Consider the following 633-nt stretch of genomic DNA (forward strand, 5'->3'; position numbering starts at 1 on the left):
CCGTCGGGCGCGGTGAGTTCTTGCGGGGTGCCGAGGTGGTCGAGTTGGTAGTGAAAGGGCTGGGTGTCTTTCGGCCCGAAACCTTCCAGCAATGCCAGAGGCCGGAAGCTGTCCGGTTCGTAGAGGTAACTGCGATGGCGATCCGCGTGATGTTCCGCAACCAGCTTATCGCCTTGCCAGAAAAACTCCGTCGTTATCCCATCAACGGTTTTGCTGATCCGCCGACCAAACGGGTCATAGCGGTAGCTGGCGGTTTGCCCGTTAGGCTGGGTAATGCCGATAAGCCGATGCTGACAGTCGTAGCGGTACTCGGTGACGAGTTGATGGCCCTTGCCGCGTCTTTGGCGAATGAGGTTGCCGAAGGCGTCATAGTCGTAATGATGATCGCCCTGGATCATCAACCGATTCCCCGCGACGATGTCCGGGCCGGGACGGTCTTGCATCAGCAGGTTGCCGGCTGGGTCGTGGCCGAAGCGTTCCTGCACATCTTGCGAGTGATCGGCCCGGGTCAGGCGGGCGGGGGGGTCGTAGTGGTAGTGGTGTTCGCCTTTGCGGGTGTCGAGCAGGCGGGTCAGGTTGCCGGTTTTGTCGTAGTCGTAGTGGCGGCGGTAGTGCTTGTGTTCTTCTTGGGTC

The 633-nt window shown here is 60.5% G+C and carries 1 pseudogene; it reads right to left on the reverse strand.

The features are described 5' to 3' along the window. A pseudogene (locus E0F99_RS29895) lies at positions 1-633 on the reverse strand (type IV secretion protein Rhs); the annotation flags it as partial.

Source organism: Pseudomonas antarctica, assembly GCF_900624995.1.
Taxonomy (GTDB): domain Bacteria; phylum Pseudomonadota; class Gammaproteobacteria; order Pseudomonadales; family Pseudomonadaceae; genus Aquipseudomonas; species Aquipseudomonas antarctica.